22 protein-coding genes are annotated in these 21,775 nt (G+C 61.0%); 18 read left to right on the plus strand and 4 right to left on the minus strand.

The annotated features are described in order from the left end of the window. Window positions 1-16 precede the first annotated feature (16 nt). Window positions 17-547, minus strand: a complete 531-nt coding sequence (locus tag MHAR_RS05560; protein WP_048144405.1) for a hypothetical protein — start codon at window positions 545-547, stop codon at window positions 17-19. A 347-nt stretch (window positions 548-894) separates the two neighbouring features. Between MHAR_RS05560 and MHAR_RS05565 the strand changes: the two genes are divergently transcribed. The 6 genes from MHAR_RS05565 to MHAR_RS05590 all read left to right on the plus strand — a co-directional run bounded on the left by MHAR_RS05565 (window position 895) and on the right by MHAR_RS05590 (window position 6,034). After that, window positions 895-1,944 carry a class I SAM-dependent DNA methyltransferase gene (locus MHAR_RS05565; protein ID WP_014586633.1) on the plus strand — a complete coding sequence of 350 codons (1,050 nt, stop codon included), beginning with the start codon at window positions 895-897 and terminating at the stop codon, window positions 1,942-1,944. Then, entirely contained in the window at window positions 1,941-2,969 is a 1,029-nt protein-coding gene (locus tag MHAR_RS05570) for a PDDEXK nuclease domain-containing protein (protein WP_014586634.1), read from the plus strand. The genes MHAR_RS05565 and MHAR_RS05570 overlap by 4 nt, the downstream gene beginning before the upstream one ends. Window positions 2,970-3,075: 106 nt before the next feature. Further along, window positions 3,076-3,498, plus strand: coding sequence for a hypothetical protein (locus MHAR_RS13310; protein WP_052300993.1), 423 nt, complete (start codon window positions 3,076-3,078; stop codon window positions 3,496-3,498). A 12-nt stretch (window positions 3,499-3,510) separates the two neighbouring features. After that, window positions 3,511-3,729, plus strand: a complete 219-nt coding sequence (locus MHAR_RS05580) for a hypothetical protein (RefSeq protein WP_048144406.1) — start codon at window positions 3,511-3,513, stop codon at window positions 3,727-3,729. A 303-nt stretch (window positions 3,730-4,032) separates the two neighbouring features. After that, window positions 4,033-5,274 (plus strand): Bcr/CflA family efflux MFS transporter, encoded by a 1,242-nt coding sequence (locus tag MHAR_RS05585; RefSeq protein WP_014586635.1) that lies wholly within the window; start codon window positions 4,033-4,035, stop codon window positions 5,272-5,274. 106 nt (window positions 5,275-5,380) lie between these two features. Further along, window positions 5,381-6,034, plus strand: coding sequence for a hypothetical protein (locus MHAR_RS05590; RefSeq protein ID WP_048144407.1), 654 nt, complete (start codon window positions 5,381-5,383; stop codon window positions 6,032-6,034). A gap of 77 nt (window positions 6,035-6,111) precedes the next feature. On the opposite strand, the gene MHAR_RS05595 is transcribed toward MHAR_RS05590, so the two are convergent. Beyond that, a complete protein-coding gene (locus MHAR_RS05595; protein ID WP_014586638.1) occupies window positions 6,112-6,975 on the minus strand; it encodes an SDH family Clp fold serine proteinase in 864 nt (287 codons plus the stop codon). 282 nt (window positions 6,976-7,257) lie between these two features. Here MHAR_RS05595 and MHAR_RS05600 point away from each other — a divergent pair, with 282 nt between their 5' ends. Together MHAR_RS05600 and bcp are read left to right on the plus strand one after the other, a co-directional pair. Then, window positions 7,258-8,388: an RNA-guided endonuclease InsQ/TnpB family protein gene (locus tag MHAR_RS05600; protein ID WP_014586639.1), complete on the plus strand. Its 1,131-nt coding sequence runs from the start codon at window positions 7,258-7,260 to the stop codon at window positions 8,386-8,388. Between the two features lie 57 nt (window positions 8,389-8,445). After that, on the plus strand, window positions 8,446-8,937 hold the full coding sequence (gene bcp / locus MHAR_RS05605; RefSeq protein ID WP_048144408.1) for a thioredoxin-dependent thiol peroxidase: 492 nt from the start codon (window positions 8,446-8,448) through the stop codon (window positions 8,935-8,937). Between the two features lie 147 nt (window positions 8,938-9,084). Here bcp and MHAR_RS05610 read toward each other — a convergent pair whose 3' ends face one another. Next, on the minus strand, window positions 9,085-10,509 hold the full coding sequence (locus tag MHAR_RS05610) for a vWA domain-containing protein (protein WP_187287856.1): 1,425 nt from the start codon (window positions 10,507-10,509) through the stop codon (window positions 9,085-9,087). Window positions 10,510-10,729: 220 nt separating this feature from the next. Between MHAR_RS05610 and hpt the strand changes: the two genes are divergently transcribed. Further along, complete coding sequence (gene hpt / locus MHAR_RS05615) at window positions 10,730-11,284, plus strand: hypoxanthine/guanine phosphoribosyltransferase (protein WP_014586642.1); 555 nt, start codon at window positions 10,730-10,732, stop codon at window positions 11,282-11,284. Window positions 11,285-11,380: 96 nt separating this feature from the next. Further along, window positions 11,381-11,638: a DUF357 domain-containing protein gene (locus tag MHAR_RS05620; protein WP_014586643.1), complete on the plus strand. Its 258-nt coding sequence runs from the start codon at window positions 11,381-11,383 to the stop codon at window positions 11,636-11,638. Between the two features lie 20 nt (window positions 11,639-11,658). Here MHAR_RS05620 and MHAR_RS05625 read toward each other — a convergent pair whose 3' ends face one another. Next, on the minus strand, window positions 11,659-13,848 hold the full coding sequence (locus MHAR_RS05625; protein WP_143763300.1) for an STT3 domain-containing protein: 2,190 nt from the start codon (window positions 13,846-13,848) through the stop codon (window positions 11,659-11,661). A 204-nt stretch (window positions 13,849-14,052) separates the two neighbouring features. Here MHAR_RS05625 and MHAR_RS05630 point away from each other — a divergent pair, with 204 nt between their 5' ends. The 8 genes from MHAR_RS05630 (at window position 14,053) to MHAR_RS05660 (ending at window position 21,771) form a co-directional block, all read left to right on the plus strand. After that, window positions 14,053-15,174: an RNA-guided endonuclease InsQ/TnpB family protein gene (locus MHAR_RS05630; RefSeq protein WP_014586645.1), complete on the plus strand. Its 1,122-nt coding sequence runs from the start codon at window positions 14,053-14,055 to the stop codon at window positions 15,172-15,174. A gap of 58 nt (window positions 15,175-15,232) precedes the next feature. Then, window positions 15,233-16,363: a glycosyltransferase family 2 protein gene (locus tag MHAR_RS05635; RefSeq protein ID WP_081472278.1), complete on the plus strand. Its 1,131-nt coding sequence runs from the start codon at window positions 15,233-15,235 to the stop codon at window positions 16,361-16,363. Between the two features lie 94 nt (window positions 16,364-16,457). Continuing rightward, complete coding sequence (locus MHAR_RS05640) at window positions 16,458-17,585, plus strand: glycosyltransferase family 4 protein (protein WP_014586647.1); 1,128 nt, start codon at window positions 16,458-16,460, stop codon at window positions 17,583-17,585. A 13-nt stretch (window positions 17,586-17,598) separates the two neighbouring features. Next, on the plus strand, window positions 17,599-18,717 hold the full coding sequence (locus MHAR_RS05645) for a glycosyltransferase family 4 protein (RefSeq protein ID WP_014586648.1): 1,119 nt from the start codon (window positions 17,599-17,601) through the stop codon (window positions 18,715-18,717). Window positions 18,718-18,776: 59 nt separating this feature from the next. Continuing rightward, entirely contained in the window at window positions 18,777-20,015 is a 1,239-nt protein-coding gene (locus tag MHAR_RS05650) for a GDP-mannose 4,6-dehydratase (protein ID WP_014586649.1), read from the plus strand. Continuing rightward, entirely contained in the window at window positions 20,012-20,140 is a 129-nt protein-coding gene (locus MHAR_RS14060; protein WP_266335549.1) for a hypothetical protein, read from the plus strand. Before MHAR_RS05650 ends, MHAR_RS14060 begins: the two co-directional genes overlap by 4 nt. After that, complete coding sequence (gene rfbC / locus MHAR_RS05655) at window positions 20,130-20,687, plus strand: dTDP-4-dehydrorhamnose 3,5-epimerase (protein ID WP_014586650.1); 558 nt, start codon at window positions 20,130-20,132, stop codon at window positions 20,685-20,687. Before MHAR_RS14060 ends, rfbC begins: the two co-directional genes overlap by 11 nt. Before the next feature lie 28 nt (window positions 20,688-20,715). Beyond that, window positions 20,716-21,771: a glucose-1-phosphate thymidylyltransferase gene (locus tag MHAR_RS05660; protein WP_048144410.1), complete on the plus strand. Its 1,056-nt coding sequence runs from the start codon at window positions 20,716-20,718 to the stop codon at window positions 21,769-21,771. Window positions 21,772-21,775: the final 4 nt, after the last annotated feature.

Consider the following 21,775-nt stretch of genomic DNA (forward strand, 5'->3'; position numbering starts at 1 on the left):
TCCGCCCTCCGGCGGCTCAGCCGCCGGATAGGCCGGGGAGGCGGTCGAGGTCGAACTCGATCCGAACGCAATCGCGGTCGGCGCCGATGGAGACGACGGTGGTGTGAAAGACGTATCGGAGGGTCCGCCGCCCCCCCGGCACCCTCACCCCGTGGTCGCGAGCGAGCCTCGATAGGGTGCAGGCCTGGAGGACGGGGCCGGACTGGAGGAAGAGGAGGCCCGGAAGGTTGAGGCTCTGGTGGGATAAGGTCGGAAACTTCTCCTCCAGGATCGCCGCCAGCTCGGTCCGGGTGATCTCGACCGCCCTTCCCTCGCTCTCGACCCGGAGGTGATCCTCGTCGGCCTCGACGGCGTCGACGTGGGCCTTGAGGGTCGAGGAGATGTAGTTGGCCCCCCTCCCCCTCTTCTCGGGCGGGAGGAGCTCTTCGAGCCTGGGGAGGAAGGGGCGGAGGAGGGGTCCGCTCCCGCCGAATAGGGCGCCCGGCAGGTTTTTCACCTCCGCCGAGAGGTCTCTTACGTCCTGCTTTGTCACTTCGACATGGACCATGCTTCTTTTTCGGGGGGTCAAAGGGCATGTAGTTGTCGGGCTGTTAGCTTACTTCGTGCTCCTAACCGATGCTTTTATCATTTCTTCTATAAATCTCACAGTTAGAGGGAAAAAGCGAATTGGGAGCATCGCAGTAGTTCACAGAGCTAGTTAGAAAATTCGATAACAAAGTCAAATCCGATAAGTTCGGCCATTACAACGATACCTGGCTCCTACAAGAGTCTATCAACACCCTCTTTAGAACCCCGAAATGTTAACTGGACAACGAAAAGAGATATTTTAAGGTTTAGTACGGGAGCATTCATATAGGCACTTCAGGCCCATGGATAGAGTAAAATGGAGCTAGTATGCCACAACTGGAACATATCGAAGCCATCGAAAAACGCCTCTGGAACGCGGCAGACACGCTCCGCGCCAACTCTAATTATGCTAGCAATGAGTATTTCTTGCCCGTTATGGGTCTCGTATTTCTGCGGCACGCCTACAGCCGCTATCTGGCAGTGCCCAAGACCGAGTATCAGGAGCTGGACAACGTCCTCCTCGGACAGCTACTGTGCACGCTCAACCCTGACGAGCTGAAGAAGGTCTCTGGCGACATCTTCGGTCGCATCTACGAGTTCTTCCTCACCCAGTTCGCCGATCAGAAGGCTCACGACGGCGGCGAGTTCTTCACCCCCATCTCATTAGTATCCCTGATAGCCCATGTGCTCGACCCGGCCACAGGCTCTGGCGGCATGTTTGTGCAGAGCGCCCGCATCGTCGAGGAACAAGGCCAGAATCCAACAGACCGGCTAACCTTCCGAGGTCTCGAAAAGAACGCCACCACCATCCGCCTTGCCAAGATGAACCTGGCCGTCCACGGCCTCGAAGGCGACATCCAGAGGGCGATCACCTACTACGAAGACCCTCACGAGCAGGTGGGCAAGGCCGACAAGGTCAAGACCGATCCTCGCCTTCCTTTCGGACTTCCCGGAGTCAACAAGAAGGATAAGGTCTCCAACGGAAATTACATCTGGATCAGCTACTTCTACAGCTACCTGAACGAGGGGGGGAGGGCCGGCTTTGTCATGTCGTCCCGGGCCTCCAGCGCCGGGGGCGGCGAGGCGAAGGTGCGATACTTCTGGAAGCAGGCCCGCTGGCCCGCCGAGCGGTTTCCCGAGGCGAAGCTCTGCGACGTGGAGGGGCTGGGAAAGCTGGTGGACCGGGCCGAGATCGCCGCCAACGACTGGAGCCTGACCCCCGGCCGCTACGTCGGCGTTGCGCCCGAAGAGGAGGATGAGGACTTCGATTTCGAGGAAGCCCTGCGCGAAATTCACGTGGAGCTGGAGGACCTCAACGCCGAGGCGGTGAAGCTGGCGGCGACGATCAAGAATAACTTCGAGGAGCTGGGGATATGAAAGGACTCTCGGAGCGATTGCCTGATGATTACGCCGCGCTTCTGGCTGAAGTGAAGGAACGCGTCTATTCAGCCCAGTACGAAGCCCTCAAGGCGGTCAACAGGGAGCTTGTCGCGCTTTACTGGGACATTGGCAAGCTGATTGCCGGACGGCAAGAGAGGGAGGGTTGGGGCAGATCCGTCGTCGAGCGGTTGGCCGATGACCTGCAAAACGAGTTTCCAGGAGTGAGGGGGTTCTCGGTCCAGAATCTGTGGTATATGCGGCAGTTTTACCTGGAATATCGTGGCGACGAGAAACTCCAACCGCTGGTTGGAGAAATTAGCTGGAGCAAGAATCTGATCATCATGGCTCGCAGCAAAGACCCTCTTGAGCGCGAGTTCTACATCCGGATGACCCGGAAGTTCGGTTGGTCGAAGAATGTATTGATTCACCAGATCGAGAATCAGAGCTACGAAAAGACCCTCCTCGGCCAGACCAACTTCGACAAGACGCTGACGCCCGACCAGCGCACACAGGCTAAACTTGCTGTGAGAGATGAATATACCTTCGACTTTATTGAGATGGGCGAAGAGCACTCGGAACGCGAGCTGGAACGCGCCCTCATCGCCCGCATCGAGGACTTTCTTCGCGCCATGGGTGGGTTATTTGCCTTTGTCGGCAGCCAGTTCCGGCTTGAGGTGGACGATAAGGAGTACTTCATCGATCTGCTCCTCTACCATCGCCGCCTCAAATGCCTCGTCGCCATCGAACTCAAGATTGGCGAGTTTCAGCCGGAGTTCGTGGGCAAGATGCAGTTTTATCTGACGGCCCTGGACCGACAGGTGCGCGAGGAGGGTGAAAATCCGTCCATCGGCATCATCCTCTGCAAGGAGAAGAGCCGCACCGTTGTCGAATACGCCCTGCACGATGCTCGAAAGCCCATCGGCGTTTCGACCTATCGCATGGTCAAGCGCCTGCCCAAGGAGCTCAAAGGGCAGCTGCCCTCACCTGCTGAGATCTCTCAGCTCCTGGAGGACGCTGAATGAACGGTCTTCAATCACGATTGCATCTCCACGCCGAGCCGGAACGCCTCAATGCCGGGGCGGCATCGCTGGCGTTGGCCATTCGGGAGGACGTCGGGGAGGTGGGGGCATGAGTTGGCCGCGCCAGAAGCTTGAATTGCTTGCTTCCGATGAGCCGTACTCATTTATTGGTGGACCATTCGGCTCGAAGCTTACTTCTCGTGACTATGTCGAAGATGGTGTCCCAGTCATTCGAGGATCAAATCTCAACAATGGCCGTTTCCTTGACATTGATGATTTCGTCTTCGTCTCCGAGTCAAAGGTCCGCAAGGACCTGTCTAGCAATCTTGCGAAACCATGCGACCTAGTTTTCACACAACTTGGCATGCTTGGCCAAGTAGCACTCATTCCTGAGGTGGGAATCTCAGATCGGTATGTAGTCTCCCAGAGTCAAATGAAACTTACTGTTGACGATTCAAAAGCAGATAGGCTCTTTCTCTACTATTACTTTTCCAGTCGTGAAGCCGTTGAGCGGATTATGAATTTTACATAAGTTGCTGTCGATTTGCTGAAGACGCTGAAGGATGAGAAACTCAGGGTCGATCAATGGCGCGAAAAAGAGACAACCAGGGATGCTGTGCGCGTGACCATTCGGGACTTTCTCTGGAGTGATGAGACCGGCCTTCCGGTGGACCTCTATACGGAAGATGATGTCGCCCAAAAGGCGGAAGACGTGTTCCGCCACGTTTTCAGGGCATACCCCAAAGTTCCGTCGCCCTACTAAGAAGCTGCTTCGACATAATAGTTATGAAAATTTCAACGCCTTAAGACTGAGAGCCCGGGGGCGGAGATGTGGGCTTTACGGACGGTCGGCGAGGGCGGTAATTTTGCAGAAGTGTAAAGCCGCTCCGATTTTCCATCTCAATGGGTTTGGTGGCGCGAATCCCATCTCCCCAAATCACGCCCCCGGCCCGCGCCGCCCCATCGCCCTCTTCGCCAGCTTTATAAAATGAGAGGACGGCCCCTTTCATCGTCATAATCGGAGGCGAGAGAGAGTTGCAGAAAGATCGATGGGGGGTGAAATGACGTGACTATCCCCTCCTCCGCCCGGAGACAGAAGTATCTCGGAGATAAGGGGCTCGTCGCCCTCATCACCTTCCTCAGCGCCTTCGTCCCCCTCTCGACCGACCTCTACCTTCCCGCCCTCCCCGGGATGGCCCTCTACTTCGGCGTCTCCGCAGACCTCGCAAACCTCACCCTAATTTTGTTCTTCGTATTCTTCGGTGCGGGGACGCTCTTCTGGGGCCCCCTCAGCGACAGGTACGGCCGAAGGCCCGTCCTTCTCGCGGCCCTCTCGATATATACGGCGGCGAGCCTCGGCTGCGCCCTCTCCGGCGACATTCATCAGCTGATAGCCTTCCGGATCTTCCAGGCGGTCGGGGCGAGCGGCGCCTTCGCCGTCGCCACCGCCATGGTCAAGGACGTCTACGAGAGCAAGAGGAGGGAGCCGATCCTGGCGATGGTCCAGTCGATGGTTCTTATATCGCCGGTGGCGGCCCCCGTCCTCGGGGCGATCCTCCTCAGGTTCGTCTCCTGGAGGGGGGCGTTCTGGGCCCTCGCCCTCATCGGCCTCCTCGCCCTTCTGGGAGGCCTGGCCCTGGTGGAGACGATCGGCGAGCGGAGCGGGGGCTCCCTCCTCGGGGCCCTCGGCCGGATCTTCCGCGTGGCGAAGAACCCCGGCTTCTCCACCCTCCTCCTCCTCTTCTCCCTCCCGGGGATATCCTCGATGGCCTTCATAGCGGCGTCCTCCTACATCTACATAAACGGCTTCGGCGTCAGCCCCCAGGTCTACAGCTACTACTTCGCCGCAAACGCCGTCGGGATGATCTCCGGCCCCATGATCTACATGCGGGTCTCCAGGAGACTCCGGCGGAGGTCGATCATCGCCGCCTCCTTCGGAGCGATCGCCGGAAGCGGCCTCTTGATCTCGATCTTTGGAGAGAGAGCCCCCTGGCTATTGGCGGCGGCCCTCCTCCCGGCGACGATCTCCGCAAGCCTGGTCCGAACCCCGGCAACGAACCTGATGCTGGAGCAGCAGAGGGGGGATACGGGGTCGGCGGCCGCCCTCATGAGCTTCTTTGGGATCTTCGCCGGCAGCCTAGGGATGACGGTGATCTCCCTGGATTGGACCGATCCGATCCCCGTCCTGGGGATGATGAACCTCCTCGTCGGCCTCGCCTCCGGCGGTCTCTGGCTCCTGATCGGAAATAAATCGTACGTCGTCGCCGTCCCGGAGAGGTATCTCCCCCGGGGAAGCGCGCGGCGCTGATCCGCCGGCTTCCTAGGATCTGAGGGGAGGGTTAAAGCGGCATAGACCTCCGAGAAGCGGCTGATTTTTAAACCTGGAGGAGAATAAGTTAAGGGGGTTAAAGAATATGAGATCAAAATGGTTTATCGTTCCGTTCCTCGCCGCTCTCCTCCTCTCGCCGGGGGCGGCCCTGGGGCTCCAGGACGGGTCGGAGGGCCCCTCCTCCGGCCCCCTCGCCGGTCCGGCCACCCCGGCGACCTCAGCGGAGGCCCAACCGGCCGCCGTCGCCGGTATCTGGAGCCTCGTGCTGATGGACGGAGCCACCGGGAGGTCCCAGCCTGCAGAGGTAGAGATCATCCAGATCGGCGAGGTGGTCTTCGGCCGGGGCACCTCCGGGGGCGCCGGAGCCCCTCCAGCCTTCCTCCCCGTGGAGGCGGGGCCGAGGCCGACGAGGGATGAGGGGATAAAGTCGATGGTCTGGTGGCTCCACCAGGACCCGCCACCGGCGGCGGGGGCGGCCGCCTCGACCCGATATCTGACGATCGGTGCGAGCGGCATCGTCAACGGCCCGCGGGTGAGCCTCGATCTTATCTTCCTCGATCAGAACGTCCTCTGCCGGCTGGACCTCCAGGTCTTCGGAAGCTTCCTCTCCGGGAGGTACATCGCCTACGACTCCCGGGGGGCTGTCGGGACGGGGAGCTGCAGCGGATCGATCCGGCCGGGGTACGCCCTCCCCCTCGATTCATCCCCCCAGATCCTCCACCTCGGGAGGTCAAGGTGAGGGAGATCCGGTTTGAGAGCCGGTCCGGCTGAAAAGCAAAGCGGTGGAGAAGTCCTCCGGCCGGGGGATCGGAGGGCCTACTTCCCCGTCACGGGGACGTACTCGACGCCGGGCCTCCGCCGCGCCACCTCCATCCGGTAGAGCTTCATCAGGTCGTAGACCTCGGGGGGGACGTCGGTATTGACGCACTCCCCCAGAAGCCGCCTCGCGTCCTCGGCGATGAAGGGGTGGTCGTGGGTGTACTTCCCCGAGACGAACTCTTCGATGATCAGGTCCACCTTCTCGCCATCGCACCTGCCGTCCAGGATCGTCCTCACCAGGCCGTCCATCTGCCGGAGGGCCTTCTCGGCCTGGTCGGCGAGGACGATCGTCTTGTCGTCCACCTCATCGATCTTCTTCTTCTCCAGGAGCTTTACGAGGGAGGTGGCGGGGTAGGAGCCGGTATGGTCTCCGAGCTGGGGATCGACGGGGCCGAGGGCGGCGTGGGGGTCCATGATGATCTCGTCGACGGCGAGGGCGATGAGGGTTCCGCCGCTCATGGCGTAGTGGGGGATGATCACCGTCTTTCGGGCCGGGTGGGCCTTCAGGGCTAGGGCGATCTGGGTCGCGGCGAGGGCGAGCCCCCCGGGGGTGTGGAGGATGAGGTCGATGGGAACGTCCTTGGGGGTGGTCCTTATCGCCCTGAGGACCTGCTCGCTGTCGTCGATGTCGATGTACCTCGCCAGGGGTATCCCGAGGAAGGTCAGGACCTCCTGCCGGTGGATGAGGGTCACCACTACAGACCTCCTCCTCTTGCCCATCTTGACGAGGAGCCTCCTCCTGCTCTGCTCCAGGAACCTCCTCTGGAGCATGGGGACGAGGAAGAGGAAGAGAAAGAGGAGGACCCAGACGTTGCTGAAGAGGGATTCGGATCCGATCTGGAGGAGGAGGGGGTCGTACATCCGATAAGATGGATAGTCGGAATTCTATTTAACATTTGTCAGGGCTCTTCGATGATGGCCCCCCAGGGAGGGAGAATGGTCCCGCCGGGGGCCTCTCAGCCCTCTTACGCTTCCGAGGAGCCTCCTTCTGTCGACTACCTCCGACCAGGTGGACCCCAGATGATAAGGGTTTATAGAGTCGGGGTGCAGGGGTAGAGAAAACCCCGGTCTTTAGGCCGGGGATGAATCGTACCCCGCCTTATGTCATGAATCTTAAATACTTTAACAGCATAAGTGAGTGTAATGCTTAAAGCCTTCAAATATAGGATCTATCCGACAAAAGCACAGCGGTCTAAGATGGAACAGACCTTGGAGCTGTGTAGATGGACCTATAACGAGACTTTAGCATATCGAAAAAACTCTTTCGAACAAGAAGGCAAATCCGTATCTAAGTATGAGACTCACAACTTGCTGCCAGAGTGGAAGAAAAACAAACCAGAACTAAAGGAGGTATTCTCTCAGACCCTCCAGAACGTCCAAGAACGGGTAGATCTGGCCTTTAAAGCGTTCTTCCGAAGGGTCAAAGCAGGAGAGACCCCAGGGTATCCCAGGTTCAAAGGGAAAGGATGGTACGATTCGTTCACCTATCCACAGCTGGGATTCAAACTGTCTTTCGGGAAGCTGCGTCTCTCCAAGATCGGAGATATCAAGATCAAGCTCCACCGACCCATCGAAGGTAAAATCAAGAGGTTAACCGTTCGGAGATCATCGACCGGAAAATGGTTTGCCTGCTTCTCAGTGGAGATCGACGATCCTCAGAAGCCTCCCTGGAAAGATGGGTTGATGGCGGGCATCGATGTGGGGCTGGAGAGTTTCGCTACACTGTCCAACGGAGAGAAGATCGATAACCCACGGTTCTTTCGATCTGAGGAGAAGGCGTTGGCCAAAGCTCAAAGACGACTATCCAAATATGAGAAAGGAACTCCTGAGAGGTGGAAAGCTCTCAAAGTCGTCCAGCGGACCCATGAGCGGATTGCCAACCGCAGATACGATTTTGCTCATCAAGTCAGTCACAACCTGGTCGAAAGGTTCGGACTGATTGCTTTCGAGGATCTGAGCATCACGAACATGCTTGAGAACCACTGCCTGGCTAAAAGCATATCAGACGCTGCCTGGAGGATGCTAGTAATAACCACATCGTACAAGGCTGAGAGCGCCGGTTCGATGGTGGTTCTAGTAGATCCTAGGAACACAAGTCAGCTATGTTCCAGGTGCGGTCTTAAAGTCAACAAGTCGCTATCGGATCGGGTCCATGAATGTCCTCAATGCGGGCTAGTCATGGACCGTGATGAGAATGCGGCGATAAACATTTTGAGACTGGGGCTACAGTCTCTGCCAAAAGCTAGAAGCTCCGCCCTTCAGGGCGGGGAGTAGTCACTCGTCGGGATGGCGTAGATGAGAGGGGATGTCAGAAGATCTGGTGGTATAGATATGGCCGATGAAAAAAAGACGATCGAAGGAGGAGATGCTGCGCCGGGGTTCTGCCTTCCGGACCAGGATGAGCAGGAGGTATGCCTGGCGGAGCTCTCGGGAAGATGGGTCGTCCTCTACTTCTATCCCAAGGACAACACCTCAGGATGCACCCGGGAGGCCCTCGACTTCACCGAGAGGCTGAAGGATTTTAGGGATCTGGGGGCGGAGGTCTTCGGGGTGAGCCCCGACTCGCCGAAGAGCCACAGGAGCTTCCGGGAGAAGCACCGGCTCGAGGTGACCCTCCTCAGCGACCCCGACCACGGGGTCCTGGAGGCGTACGGCGCCTGGGGGAAGAAGAAGATGTACGGGAAGGAGTACGATGGAGTCCTCCGGAGCACGGCGATCGTAGATCCTGATGGCAAGGTCGCCCGAATCTGGCGGAGGGTCCGGGTGAAGGGCCACGTCGAGGAGGTCCTGGAGGCCCAAAGATCCCTCTCCTCGGAGAGGTGAAGGAGCCGGGATGGGAGGGGGCTATCGAGGCGTCGGAGAAGGCGGGCTCTTTGGTCGGGGATAGAAGGGAGCTATCGGCCTGAGGCCCGGGGAAGCGGCAGAAAATAGAAGAAAATTTTGGGATGGGGGTCCTCGGACCCCCTCCCTTCAGGTCTCATCCTCCCGGACCCAGAACCGGACGGCATCGCTTTCAGAGCAGGCGGGGTCCTCGACGTCCGTTGCTGTGACGAAGAAGACGTATAGGCCGCTGTAGAAGGTCTCCAGCACCTTGAAGTCGCCGGAGAAGCCGTAGGAGTCCCCGGGGTATATCTCCGGGACGAAGGTCCCTATGACGTGGGTTTTGGGCGTCGGGTCGACGTAGCCGTAGGAGATGGCGATCCTCCTCTTCTCGTCCATATCGTTTCTCACCGAGACGTTGTAGAAGATGGAGTCGCCGTAGCTGTAGATCTCCTGGCTCAGGGACGAGGTGACGTTGAGGCAGGGCTTGGGGCACTGGTCCCCGCCGCAGGTCGCCTCGAAGATCTCGACGGCGCTCCAGCCGCAGACCCGGCCATATACCGTCACCTCGATCTCCCCACCATATCCGGAGCAGACGGGGTCGATGACGGCGTGGTAGGCGTCGAGGTCGGGGTCGTAGACCAGGTCGTACCTCTCGCTCAGCTCTTCAGAGCAGGTGACGTAGATCCAGGCGTCGGTGTAGCCGGGCCGGTAGGGTATCGTGGTGCCGTCTCTCCCCTTCAGCTCGACGGCGACCTCCAGGGCCCCTTCATCGCAGAGGACGATCCCATCGATGCCGAAGGTGCAGCTGATGATCCCCGCAATATCCTCCAGGATCGGCTCCAGGGTGAGGCCCGACCTGATGAGGTAGAACTTTCCTCCCGTCTCGAAGGCCATCTTCTGGATCGACTCCTCCTCGGGGCCGATGGCGTAGACCTTCACGCCGTTGGCGGCCAGGTAGGAGATGGCGCCCCCGAGGGTCTCTCCCTCCTGGTTGCAGCAGTCGCCGTCGGGGTGGGCGGGGGCGTCGGTGATCAGGACGATGACCTTAGCCGCGTCCCCTCCCCGCCACTGCTGGTCGTCGACGGTGTGGATCATCGCCGCCAGGACCGCCTCGGGCTCGTCCCCTCCCCAGCCGAGGCCGAGGCCGTCGATCCAGGCCTTGAAGGTGGCGGAGTTCCCCGTCAGGACCCCCTCGTTGTAGACCTTATACGGGAAGTCCTCAGACCCTCCGCAGGCGCTGTCGCCGCCGCAGTCGAGGTCATAGTCCCGATACTCCGTCAGCCCCAGCCTGTAATCTATCCCCGAGGAGGTGAGGCGGTCGGCGAACTCCTTCGCGATCGACTTCATCTCGTCGATCTCCCCTCCCATGCTCCCGGTGGTGTCGAAGACGAAGACGATGTCCGCCTTCTTCCCGGAGACGCAGTCGAGGTACCCCGCCAGCTCCTGGCATTCCCCGGTGGGAGCCGCCGTCAGGGACTCGGGGGTCGTCACCAGCAGAAAGCCCGCCTCCTCCGGAGAAACTTCCGGAGTCGGCTGCGATGCGGCCAGGGAGGCCGATAGAATGAAGATCATCGTCGCCGCGATGAAAATCGTTAATTTTTTTATCATTCCCTTCGCTCCAGTATATTGATATGCGGCGGAAAGCCGCAAAATTATATTGGACATTCATCTCTTAAAAATCTATCCTGAGGGCGGATTTGGGGATCGGACCGATAAGGATCGGACCGGCCGCAGCCACAACATTTAAGCTCCGTCCCCGGGCTCTTTAGGTCACGGTACGGAGGATTTGGCAATGCTTGAAAGGCTGAAGAGATCCCTCTTGGAGGCGCCCATCTACAAGCGCGGAGATTACAACTACTTCATCCACCCGATCACCGACGGCGTCCCCGAGGTGAGGCCCGATCTGATCAGGGAGGTGGTGACCCACATCATCAGGACCGCAAACCTGGACGTCGACAAGATCGTCACCATCGAGGCGATGGGGATCCACATCGGGACCGCCCTCTCCCTCTCTACGGACATCCCCCTGGTGATAATCCGGAAGAGGAGGTACGGCCTGCCGGGGGAGATCGAGGTGAGCCAGGTCACGGGCTACTCCAAGGGGCAGCTCTACCTCAACGGCATCTCCCCCGGGGACAGGGTGATCGTCGTCGACGACGTCATCAGCACCGGGGGTACAGCCCTCGCCACCCTGGAGGCGCTGAAGGCCGCCGGCGCCCAGGTGGTGGACGTCGTCGCGGTGATAGAGCGGGGGTCGGGGGCGGAGAGGCTGAAGGGGCAGGGCTACCAGATCAAGACGATGCTGAGGGTCGATGCTGACGAGGGCGGGGTCAGGATCCTCGATTAGGCCCCCGGATGCGGACCCGGGGGCAGCCTCTCCATCGGGCGATTTCGACCAAACTCGGATCTATCGATCCGGTTCCGGCCGGCTGGGGAGGTGGCCATGAGCCTGGAGGAGGATCTCAGGGCCGAGACTGAGAAGTGGCTGAAGAGGGCCGAGGAGGCGAGGGAGAGGGTCTCCCCCCGGGGGGAGGAGGGGGAGGGGTTTTCTGCCAACATCGAGGCCTACCTCTCCGACTGCCGCTACTTCCTTGAGAGGGGAGACCTGATCCGGGGCTTTGAGGCGGTGATCTGGGCCTGGGCCTGGATCGAGATCGGAGCCCGGGTGGGGGTCCTCCAGGAGGGCGAAGCCCCCCTCTGAAGGGGTGGTCGGGACCGGGGTCAGAAGTTCACCTCTATCGTCATCCCCTCCAAGACCTCCGCCTCCCTCACCTCCACCTCCCTCGAGTCGCCCCCGGGGACGTCCTTCAGGGGACCGACCAGGTAGGGTCCGATCGAATGGACCCCTTCCCTCCCTTCCGTCGAATAGGGGACGACGATCTCGTAGCGGCCGTCGACAGGAGTCGCCGAGGCGAAGTACTGGAACCTTCTCCCCTGGTTTGAGGTCAGCTCCAGGATCACCCCCACCGGCTCATCGTAAGGGGTAGTCCCGGCGATCTTCGCCCCGGCGACCCGCTCGAAGACCTTCACCTCGCTGACGGGGATCTTCAAACCCCGGAGGGTCTCCGACTCGTAGACCAGCCGGAAGTGGCCGAGGTCGGAAGAGTCCCGGAGGTGGAGCCTCGCGAGAAGGGTTCTAAGAAACTTGGGGGTGTGGGCATAGACGACCGCCTCCGGATCCGCGGTGATCTGGACGTACCCCGCAGGATCTTCGCCGATCCATCGGGCGATGGCAGGGAGCTTTCCGTAGAGCATCTTCTGGTCGGTTATGATGTATTTTACGTCCCTCGCCTCGGCGATGGCCAGGGCCTCCTCTTCGGACTCTGCGAGGAAGAAACGCGCCGCATCTTCCGCCCCGGCCTGGAAGTTGTTCGCCACCACCGGCCTCTTTGATTTGTACAAAATCCAGTTGCCGTAATCCCACCAGCTGAGGATGCCGTATTCTGCAGCCTCGACGGGCCTATCGAACCCCGCCGTCGGGGGGGTCTTCTCGCCGACCCATTCCAGGGAGTCGCTCCAGTCTCCGGAGATCTCCGGCTGGTACCTGGCGACGGCCGGAAGGTTGACGGCGGCGGGGAGGAGGAGGAGGAGGAGGAAGGCGGCGGTGCCGGCCCTGGCCAGCCCGGGATCGGCCCTCAGGGGGAGCTGCGACGGGCCGATCCTCTCCGTCCCCCAGAAGAAGAGGAGGGAGACGAGGACCGATCCAATGACGGAGAAGAGGAAGAGGAACCTCGCCTGGGAGATCATGAGGGCGGTGGAGAGGAGAGCCCAGAGGAGGAAGAGGAGATGATCCCTCCTCCAGCCCTCCTCCCTCATCCTCAGGATCAGGATCCAGAGCCCCGCCAGGGCGAATACAAGCCCCAGGACCGGGAGGGATGCGATCTCGTATACTCTGAATATCGGCATCGTCTCCTCCACCCCCACCCTCGCGAGATCGCTTCCGAAGAAGTAGCGGATCCCCTCCGCGAGGAGCGAGCCGACCTTTCGGCCCTCCTCGGTGGAGCTGCTCAGGATCGCTCCGAAGTAGCTCAAAAAGGCCACCGTGGGGACGAAGGCCTGCCACGGGAGCCGCCTTGCCGCAAAGAGGAGGAAGAGACCATAAAATACACCGAGAGCCACCAGGGACCCCAGGGCTCCGATGAAGGATGGGATGAGCCACGCCTCGTTCCGGAAGGGGAGGATGAGGAGGAGGGCGGCCCCGAAGGCTGCCGCCAGGGGGGCGATCGTCTCGCAGACGTCGGCCCCCTCCCGGAGGTCCAGGGTGATCTGGATCGTGGCGTAGATCAGGACGCCGATCATGTAGATCGGAGCCCCCAGCCAGGAGTAGGCGACGGCGGCCATCATGACTCCTGCGGCGGCCCCATACCAAGCCCACCGGTCTCGGTCGGTGAGGGCGTGAGCGAGGAGGAGGATCACCCCCAGCATGAGGAGGAGCTCCAGGGGGTCGTGATCCGGCAGGCCGAAGAGGGTCCTGGCGATGTGCTTTGAGTCGATGGCGAGGAGGAAGGCGGAGAGGAGGGCCACCCTCATCCCGAAGAGCTTCTTTGTGAGGAGATAGAGGATGAGGATCATCGAGGTTCCCAGGAGGGGGGGGAAGGCCGCCGCCGCCGCCTCCACCGCTCCGGGGGACCCGCCGAGGAGGAGGGCCGCCCCCGCCACCATCTGGTCGAAGAGGGGGGGCCAGGTGATGGGATGGCCTAGGGGGTGGTGGAGGTAGGAGTCGAACCAGAGGGTATGAGGGAAGTTCTCGGCGGTGTATAGGATCCTTCTCGCGTGATAGAACGAGTCGTAACCGTAGAATTGGACCCCTCCTCCTGCCAGGGCGTTTCTTGCGGGAGCCAGCCTCAACGAGAGCCCCAGGATCAGGGCGGCCAGGACTCCCAGAAGCTCGTAAGATCTCACCCTCTCCATGCTGGGGAATGGGTCGCCATCGCCGTTCATATAAGTTTCCTTCTGCCGTCTTCCTGGGGGAGGTATCGAGGTCGATTCCTCGCGGGATTGCGAAGGGCGGAGCGGGAAGGCCCCACCCTTCAGGGTGGGGATGAAAGCGGAGCCCTTTGCCCACGGATCCGTCTATGGATAACTATTTAAGCTATGTAGACAACCTATGTTTAAATGCTTAAAGCTTACAAGTTCAGGCTCTTTCCAACAAAAACACAGAGAAGCAAGATGGAGCGAACGCTGGACTTGTGCAGATGGGTCTACAATCAAACCCTAGCATATCGGAAAGATGCGTGGGAGAAGGAAGGCAGATCAACCTCAAAATATGAAACCAACAACCTTCTACCCAATTGGAAGGTTGAGAAGCCAGATCTTAATGAGGTATTTTCCCAGGTTCTTCAGAACACTCAGGAGAGAGTAGATCTTGCCCTGAAAGCCTTCTTCCGCAGAGTTAAGGCCGGAGAGAAACCCGGCTATCCCAGGTTCCGAGGAAGTGGGTGGTATGATTCGTTCACCTATCCTCAATTTGGTTTCAAGCTGCTCTGCGGCAAGCTTCGACTCTCTAAGATCGGAGATATCAAGATCAAGCTCCACAGACCCATCGAAGGTAAGATCAAGAGGTTAACCGTTCGGAGATCTTCGACCGGAAAATGGTTTGCCTGCTTCACCGTGGAGATCGACGATCCGCCTAAGCCTCCGTGGAAAGACGGATTATCGGTAGGCATTGACGTAGGGCTCGAAAGTTTCGCTACGATTTCCAACGGAGAGAAGATCGGTAACCCCCGGTTCTTCAGATCTGATGAGACGGCATTGGCCAAAGCTCAGAGAAGGCTATCAAAATGCGCCAAAGGAACTTCACAGAGAAGGGCAGCCGTTAAGGTAGTACAGCGTGTTCACGAAAGGATCGCTAACAGAAGATACAATTTCGCTCATCAGATGAGCAATCAGTTAGTCTCGAAATATGGGCTGATTGTTTTCGAAGATCTAAATATCAAGAACATGCTCAAAAACCACTGCGTAGCTAAAAGCATATCTGACGCTGCTTGGAGAATGCTAGTAACAACCACATCATACAAGGCTGAGAGTGCCGGTTCGAAGGTGGTACTGGTAGATCCCAGGAATACGAGTCAGTTATGCTCTAGGTGTGGAGTGAAGGTTCCGAAGTCACTATCGGATCGTGTCCATGAATGTACTCAGTGTGGGCTTGTCATGGACCGTGACGAGAATGCAGCGATCAACATCCTGAGATTGGGGATGCAATCTCTTCGCAAAAGCGATAGAAGCCCCTCCCTTTAGGGAGGGGAGCATTCACGGAACCGGAAAAGCTTAAGAGAGGGAACCCTGGTGTTGATTTGTGCCTCTAGTGAGCCTGGTCATCCCCGCGATGGACGAGGAGGAGACGATAGGAGAGTGCATCCGCCGGGCGAGGGCGGTCTTCGAGGAGATGGGGATCGAGGGGGAGGTGATCGTGGCGGACAGCTCCAGGGACGAGACCCCCGAGATCGCCCGGTCCCTCGGAGCGGAGGTGGTCAGGCCGGAGAAGCTCGGATACGGGAACGCCTACCTCGCGGGGTTTTCGAGGGCCCGGGGGAGGTACATCGTCATCATGGACGGCGATCTCACCTACGATCCCCTCGAGATCCCCGAGTTCATAAGGGTCCTCGAGAGCGGCAGGGCCGACCTCGTCATCGGAACGAGGCTTAAAGGCCGGATCGAGGAAGGGGCGATGCCCGCCCTCCACCGGTACTTAGGAAACCCCCTCCTGACGGGGATCCTAAACCTCCTCTTCGGGGCTGGGATCTCCGACGCCCACTCCGGGATGAGGGCGATAACCCGGGAGGCCCTCGACCGGCTCCACCTCCGGGCGGGGGGGATGGAGTTCGCCTCGGAGATGCTGATCGAGGCCTCGCGGAAGGGGCTCTCGATGGAGGAGATCCCCATCACCTACCATCGCCGGCGGGGGACCTCGAAGCTCCGCTCCTTCACCGACGGATGGAGGCACCTCCGGTTCATGATCCTCTACAGGCCCGGCCCCTTCCTCCTCGGCCCCGGGGCCGTCGCCCTCCTCCTCGGCCTCGCCCTCACCCTCTTCGTCCTGATGCAGGAGCCCTCCAGGGACCTCAGGGCCCACTCCCTCATCCTGGGGAGCATGCTCCTCATCATGGGGTATCAGACCCTTCTGTCGGGGTTCTACATCGCAGCCTTCGGCAAAGCCTACGGGGTGGAGGATCCGGGCCGGCTTGCGAGGATCCTGACGAGCTACCACTCCCTGGAGAAGGAGCTTCTGGCGGGGTTGGCCTTCCTCGGAGGGGGGGTGGTCCTGGGGCTGGACGTCGTCCTCCGCTGGATGGAGGCGGGTTACGGTTCGATCCAGGAGATGCAGGAGTCGGTGATGGCGATGATCCTCGTCGTCATCGGAGTCCAGACGATCTTCTCGGCGGTCTTCATCAGCCTCCTCCTCCTCAACTCCGGGGAGGAGGATTAGAGGTGGAGCCCGAAAGGTCGAGGGGGGGCAGGAGGATGAGGATGGAGCTCCCGATGCCTCTGCCCGGACCCGCCAAGACGGGGGGGCGGTCGCCATGAAGATCGCCTACGTCCACGACGTCATATACCCCTACGTCAAAGGAGGCGCCGAGAGGAGGGTCTGGGAGGTCTCCCGGAGGCTGGCGAAAGGGGGGCACGAGGTCCACATCTTCGGGATGAAGCATTGGGAGGGGGACGATCTGATCGAGAGGGAGGGGGTCGTCCTCCACGGGGTCTCTCCTGCGGGGAGCCTTTACTCCGGGGGGAGGAGGTCGATTTCGGCCGCCGTCCGGTTTTCGGCCCGGCTCCTTCCAAAGCTCCGGGGGGATTTCGACGTCATCGACGCCCAGCAGTTCCCCTACCTCCCCTGCTTCTCCGCCAAGCTCCATGCCCTCCGCCGGGGGGCGCCCCTGGTCATAACCTGGCACGAGGTCTGGGGAGAGTACTGGCGGGAGTACCTGGGGAGGATGGCGCCCTTCGGGATTCTGGCGGAGCGGGGGGCCCTGAGGCTCCCCGAGAGGATCATCCCCGTCTCCGAGAGGGTGAGGGCCGACCTTTTGGGGATGGGGGTGGGAGCCGATCGGATGGAGGTGGTCAATAACGGCGTAGACCTGGATCGGTTCGGGGCGGTCGGGGCGGGGGAGGCCCTCTACGACCTCATCTACGTCGGGAGGCTCTCGGCCCACAAGAGGGTCGACCTCCTCATCGAGGCGGTGGGGCTCCTCCGGGAGGAGGTCCCCGGGATCCGGTGCGGGATCGTGGGGAACGGCCCGGAGATGGCGGCGCTCAGCAGGCTCGTCCAGGATAGGGGTCTGGAGGGGAGGGTCGAATTTCTTGGCTTTCTGGACGGGGAGGATGAAGTGGTTGCGAAGTTTAAGGCCGCGAGGATCTTCGTCCTCCCCTCGACGAGGGAGGGGTTCGGGATGAGCGTTCTCGAGGCTAACGCCTGTGGCCTTCCAGCCGTCGTCGTCGATGCAAAGAGGAGCGCCGCCGCCGACCTGATCACCGAGGGGAAGAACGGGGTCTTGTGCCGACCTTCGGCATCGTCCATCGCCTCGAAGGTGGCGGGGCTTCTCGCGGGTGGCAGCTATGAGAGGATGGCGGGACCGGCGAAGGAGTTTGCGAAGGGGTACGACTGGTCCCTCATCGCTGGAAAGCTCGAAAGGGTCTATGAGGGGCTTTGATGTTGGTGGTGGGATGAAGATCCTCCATACCCCGCCCCGCTACCCCCCCGCCGTCGGCGGGGTGGAAAATTACGTCCGATCCCTGAGTGGAGAGCTGGTGAAGCTGGGGCACGAGGTGACCGTCCTCTGTGCCAACGAGCCAAAGTCGGCAGCCGAGGAGATCCTCCAGGGGGTCAAGGTCCGGAGGGTCCCCTATGTCGGCAAGGTCGCGAATACCAACATCACCCCGGGGCTTCCCATAGCGATCCTCCGGGAGGAGTTCGACCTCCTCCACACCCACCTCCCGACCCCCTGGTCCGCCGACGTCAGCGGGTTTGCGGCGGCGGCGAAGAGAAAGCCCCTGGTCTTGACATACTATAACGAGATCGTCGGCGAGGGGTCAGCGGGACGGATAGCCCGCCTCTACAACGGTACGGGTTTGAGGCTCCTCCTCCGCCTGGCCGCGAGGATCACCATCATCCAGCCGGAGTACCTCAAATCTCCCCACCTCCGGGGGTTTGAGGAGAAGGTCGAGGTGATACCCGTCGGGGTCGACCTTGCGCGGTTCAGGCCCCAGAGGGCGGCTGCCGACGGGAGGACCCTCTTCTTTTTGAGCCTCCTGGACAGGCATCACCGGTACAAGGGGCTGGAGGTCCTCCTCTCGGCCCTGGCGGTGGTGAAGGAGGAGGTCAGCGACGTCCAGCTCCTCGTCGGGGGCGGCGGGGAGCTCCTAGATCATTATCGGAGGGCTTCGGCCCGCCTGGGGCTGGAGGAGAACGTCCAGTTCCTAGGCTTCGTCCCCGAAGAGATGGTGGCGAAGCATTATAACAGATGCGACATCTTCATCCTCCCGTCCACCTCCCGGTCCCAGGAGGGGTTCGGGATGGTCGCCCTGGAGGCGTTGGCCTGCGGAAGACCGGTGATCTGCACCAGGATCGTCGGGGTCGCGGAGGACGTCGAGCGGGTCGGGGCAGGCCTCGTCGTCGAGCCGAATGACCCTGAAGGGCTGGCCAGGGCGATAGCCCGCCTCCTCCAGAGCGGGCCGGAGGCCCGGAGGATGGGGGCGGCGGGAAGGAGGCTTGCCGAGGAGAGGTACGGCTGGAGGAAGGTGGCGGAGAGGTTCGAGGGGCTGTACCAGGATCTGGTTGGATAGGTGGCACCGGATCGATAGATATAAAAAAAAGTCATCGATGAGAATCCAGGAGGCGTCAAATGGACCTGAAAGATAAGAGAGTCCTCGTCACCGGTATCAGCGGCTTTGTCGGCTCGAAGCTCGGAAAGCGGCTGGTGGACGAGGGGGCGGAGGTCTTCGGACTTTTGAGGAGGAGGGCCGACGGGATCCTCCCCCACAACCTGAAGAGGGAGGGGGTGGGACCCCAGGTGAGGCTTCTGGAGGGGGACCTGGCCGAGATCTCCAGCCTGGGGGCGGCGCTGACGGCCAGCGATCCGGACCTGGTCTTCCACCTCGCGGCCCAGTCCTTCGTCCCCCGCTCCTTTGCCAGCCCCCTGGAGACGGCGGAGGCGAACTGCCTGGGGACCGCAAACCTCCTGGAGGCGATCAGGATCAAGGAGGTCGATCCCGTATTCGTCTTCGCCGGGTCGAGCGAGGAGTACGGCCTCGTCATCTCCTCCGAGGAGCAGCTCCAGAGGGCGCGGGATAAGTATGGGACGGTCTTCCCCGAGCCCGCAGAGGTCCCGGAGCTCCCCATTAAGGAGACGAACCCGCTGCGGCCCATGTCCCCCTACGCCGCGAGCAAGGTCTACGGGGACTTTTTGACGAGGAACTACTGCCACTCCTACGGCCTCAAAACCGTAGTATCGAGGGCCTTCAACCACGAGGGGGCAGGTCGAGGCGGGATCTTCGTCACCTCCGTCGTCACGAGCCAGGTGATGAGCCTCGTGATGGGGGAGGCGGATAAGATCCGAATAGGAAACGTCAACGCCTTCCGGGACTGGTCCCACGTCGACGACGTCATCGACGGCTACCTCCTCCTCGCCGATAAGGGGCGGTTCGGGGACGTCTACAACCAGGGGTCGATGAGGACGAACTCCGTCCTCAGCTACCTCCTCCTCAGCCTGGAGAGGGCGGGCTACCCCATCGACGGGATCGAGACCTTCCGGGGTGAGAAGGCGGTGGCCAGCCCCACGGAGCAGGACCCCTCGGAGATCTTCGGATCGAAGTTTGAGAAGACGAAGGTCGACGGGATGCTCCTCCGGGGGGAGGTGGAGTTCGGGGCCGAGGACGGCGGGGTCGTCGCCCTCTCAGGGGCGGATAGGGTCCCGATCGAGTTTGATCCCGAGAGGTTCAGGCCCGCCGAGGTCCCGATCCTCTTCTCGGAGACCGCCAAGATATCCGGCCTCGGGTTCGTCGCGAGGAGGAGCCTCGGGGATATCATCGAGGACCAGCTGAACCACTACCTCTCCGAGGCCGAGAGGAAGGGGTGGGGTTGAAGGTGAGGGGAACCTTCTGCCGGATCGGGGCCGCTCCTGGGGGCGAGGCGGTCGCCTTCGCCTCACACCGGCGGCAGCGGCTCTCTCTTGAGAAGAGGTCTTACAGGTGGTCCCATGCCGTTTGAGTTCGAAGAGCTGGGCCTTCCGGGCGTTCTTCTGATAAAGCCGAGGATCTTTCGGGACGACCGGGGGTACTTCCTTGAGACGTACAAGAAGGAGGATCTTGCGAGGGCCGGGATCGAGGGCGAGTTCGTCCAGGACAACTGCTCCAGGTCCGCGTACGGGGTCCTGAGGGGGATGCACTTCCAGCGAGAGCCCTGCGCCCAGGCGAAGATCGTCCAGTGCGTCAGGGGCGTCGTCTACGACGTCGCCGTCGACCTTCGGCGGGGGTCCCCGACCTTTGGGGCTTATGCCGCCTGCATCCTCTCCGAGGGCAACCGACGGCAGCTCTACGTCCCCCGGGGGCTCGCCCACGGTTTTCTGGTGCTGAGCGACGTCGGAGAGGTTATGTACAAGGTCGACAGCCCATACTCCCCGGAATGCGAGGGGGGGCTGATCTGGGACGATCCCGATGTGGACGTCCCCTGGCCGGTCGACGATCCGATCCTCGCCGAGAGGGATCGGAGGTGGCCTGACCTGAAGAGCCTTAAACGAGATGGGGATCTGTTCTGAAAGAGGAGATGGTGATGCGGAGGGGAATATGAAGGCCCTGATCTTATCCGGAGGGCGGGGGACGAGGCTACGGCCGATAACCCACTCTCAACAGAAGCAGCTTATACCGATCGCTAACAAGCCCGTCCTCTTCTACGCCATCGAGGACGTCATCGAGGCGGGGGCCGAGGAGGTGGGGATCATCGTCGGCCCGAATAAGGAGCAGGTCATCGAGACGGTCAGGTCGAAGGCCTGGGGTGCGGAGGTGGAGTTCATATTCCAGGGGGAGCCGAAGGGGCTGGCCCATACGATCCTCGTCGCCGAGGAGTTCCTCGGAGACGACGACTTCATCATGTACCTCGGCGACAACGTCATAAAGGGCGGGATCCTCAAACATTCTGAGAAGTTCCGGGAGTCGGGCCCCGACTCCCTCGTCCTCCTGACGGAGGTGGAGGACCCCCAGAGGTTCGGGGTCGCCGACCTGGATGAGGAGGGGCGGGTGAGGCGGCTGGTGGAGAAGCCGAAGGTGCCGCCGTCCAACTACGCCCTGGTGGGGATATACTTCTTCAGGCCCTCGATCGTCGAGGCGTGCAAGAGGATAAAGCCCTCGTGGCGGAACGAGCTCGAGATCACCGACGCCATCCAGTGGCTCCTGGACAGCGGCCGGCGGGTGGAGGCGTCCATCGTCGACGGCTGGTGGAAGGACACGGGGAAGGCCGAGGACATCCTGGAGGCGAACCGGCTGATCCTCGACGAGATGAGGCCGAAGAACGAGGGGGTTCTGAGATCCTCCAGGATATTCGGGAGGGCGGTCGTCGGCAAAGGGTGCGTCATCGAGAACTCCGAGATCAAGGGGCCCTGCATCCTCGGCGCAAACTGCGCGATCCGGGACTCCTACATCGGCCCTTACACCTCGATAAACGACGGCTGCACCATCGAGGGGACGGAGGTGGAGGACAGCGTCATCATGGAGGGGTGCACCATATCGAGGGCCGGAAGGATCGTGGAGAGCCTGATAGGAAAGAACGTCGTCATCCGGGAGAACGGCCGAAGGCCTGCGGGCCACAGGTTTATAGCCGGGGACAGCTCGGAGATCCTGTTGTGATGCT

It is taken from the genome of Methanothrix harundinacea 6Ac, assembly GCF_000235565.1.
Taxonomy (GTDB): Archaea; Halobacteriota; Methanosarcinia; order Methanotrichales; family Methanotrichaceae; genus Methanocrinis; species Methanocrinis harundinaceus.

What these genes read in the sequence shown, in the direction of transcription:
- MHAR_RS05560 (WP_048144405.1), bottom strand. Translation starts at nt 547, where the DNA reads ATGGTCCATGTCGAAGTGACAAAGCAGGACGTAAGAGACCTCTCGGCG.
- MHAR_RS05565 (WP_014586633.1), top strand. Translation starts at nt 895, where the DNA reads ATGCCACAACTGGAACATATCGAAGCCATCGAAAAACGCCTCTGGAAC.
- MHAR_RS05570 (WP_014586634.1), top strand. Translation starts at nt 1,941, where the DNA reads ATGAAAGGACTCTCGGAGCGATTGCCTGATGATTACGCCGCGCTTCTG.
- MHAR_RS13310 (WP_052300993.1), top strand. Translation starts at nt 3,076, where the DNA reads ATGAGTTGGCCGCGCCAGAAGCTTGAATTGCTTGCTTCCGATGAGCCG.
- MHAR_RS05590 (WP_048144407.1), top strand. Translation starts at nt 5,381, where the DNA reads ATGAGATCAAAATGGTTTATCGTTCCGTTCCTCGCCGCTCTCCTCCTC.
- MHAR_RS05595 (WP_014586638.1), bottom strand. Translation starts at nt 6,975, where the DNA reads ATGTACGACCCCCTCCTCCTCCAGATCGGATCCGAATCCCTCTTCAGC.
- MHAR_RS05600 (WP_014586639.1), top strand. Translation starts at nt 7,258, where the DNA reads ATGCTTAAAGCCTTCAAATATAGGATCTATCCGACAAAAGCACAGCGG.
- bcp (WP_048144408.1), top strand. Translation starts at nt 8,446, where the DNA reads ATGGCCGATGAAAAAAAGACGATCGAAGGAGGAGATGCTGCGCCGGGG.
- MHAR_RS05610 (WP_187287856.1), bottom strand. Translation starts at nt 10,509, where the DNA reads ATGATCTTCATTCTATCGGCCTCCCTGGCCGCATCGCAGCCGACTCCG.
- hpt (WP_014586642.1), top strand. Translation starts at nt 10,730, where the DNA reads ATGCTTGAAAGGCTGAAGAGATCCCTCTTGGAGGCGCCCATCTACAAG.
- MHAR_RS05620 (WP_014586643.1), top strand. Translation starts at nt 11,381, where the DNA reads ATGAGCCTGGAGGAGGATCTCAGGGCCGAGACTGAGAAGTGGCTGAAG.
- MHAR_RS05625 (WP_143763300.1), bottom strand. Translation starts at nt 13,848, where the DNA reads ATGGAGAGGGTGAGATCTTACGAGCTTCTGGGAGTCCTGGCCGCCCTG.
- MHAR_RS05630 (WP_014586645.1), top strand. Translation starts at nt 14,053, where the DNA reads ATGCTTAAAGCTTACAAGTTCAGGCTCTTTCCAACAAAAACACAGAGA.
- MHAR_RS05640 (WP_014586647.1), top strand. Translation starts at nt 16,458, where the DNA reads ATGAAGATCGCCTACGTCCACGACGTCATATACCCCTACGTCAAAGGA.
- MHAR_RS05645 (WP_014586648.1), top strand. Translation starts at nt 17,599, where the DNA reads ATGAAGATCCTCCATACCCCGCCCCGCTACCCCCCCGCCGTCGGCGGG.
- MHAR_RS05650 (WP_014586649.1), top strand. Translation starts at nt 18,777, where the DNA reads ATGGACCTGAAAGATAAGAGAGTCCTCGTCACCGGTATCAGCGGCTTT.
- rfbC (WP_014586650.1), top strand. Translation starts at nt 20,130, where the DNA reads ATGCCGTTTGAGTTCGAAGAGCTGGGCCTTCCGGGCGTTCTTCTGATA.
- MHAR_RS05660 (WP_048144410.1), top strand. Translation starts at nt 20,716, where the DNA reads ATGAAGGCCCTGATCTTATCCGGAGGGCGGGGGACGAGGCTACGGCCG.